The 649-nt window shown below is 47.0% G+C and carries 1 rRNA gene; it reads right to left on the reverse strand.

What is annotated here, in order from left to right:
- Window positions 1-443 precede the first annotated feature (443 nt).
- A 16S ribosomal RNA gene (locus tag ICC18_RS33390) occupies window positions 444-649 on the reverse strand; the annotation flags it as partial.

A 649-nucleotide genomic window follows, 5' to 3' on the forward strand; every position in this document is an offset into this window, starting at 1 on the left:
TTCGCCACGTCCTTCTTCGGCTCCTAGCGCCTAGGCATCCTCCGTGTGCTCTTATTAGCTTAACCGTAGGCAATTGTTAAATTGCCAGGTTCGTTAGAACCAGCTAAAAATTGCTTTCATTCATTGCTTTGACACAACAAACGAAAAGGATTTCTAAGTTTCACGCTTTACGTTTCGTTTCGTTATCTAGTTTTCAAGGAACAAGTTGCAACTGTTACATTCGCGAAGCGATGTCAGTTGTCAACAATTTTGTTTTTCCTTCGCCTCTCAGCGACAGGAAGAATATCTTATCATGCCATCTACGCTTCAGCAACAATCAAATGTTACCAGAGCAAGATATCATGTTTGAAAGGATTGACCTTTCAAAACTGAACACGAGTGAAAGAAGCTTGTTGTGTGCTTTCGCACTTGACTGGCTCGTTCTCAGAGCCGAGTCTCCATAGAAAGGAGGTGATCCAGCCGCACCTTCCGATACGGCTACCTTGTTACGACTTCACCCCAATCATCTACCCCACCTTCGGCAGCTGGCTCCCTTGCGGGTTACCCCACCGACTTCGGGTGTTGTAAACTCTCGTGGTGTGACGGGCGGTGTGTACAAGACCCGGGAACGTATTCACCGCGGCATGCTGATCCGCGATTACTAGCAATT

The organism is Paenibacillus sedimenti (assembly GCF_014534655.1).
Classification (GTDB): domain Bacteria; phylum Bacillota; class Bacilli; order Paenibacillales; family NBRC-103111; genus Paenibacillus_E; species Paenibacillus_E sedimenti.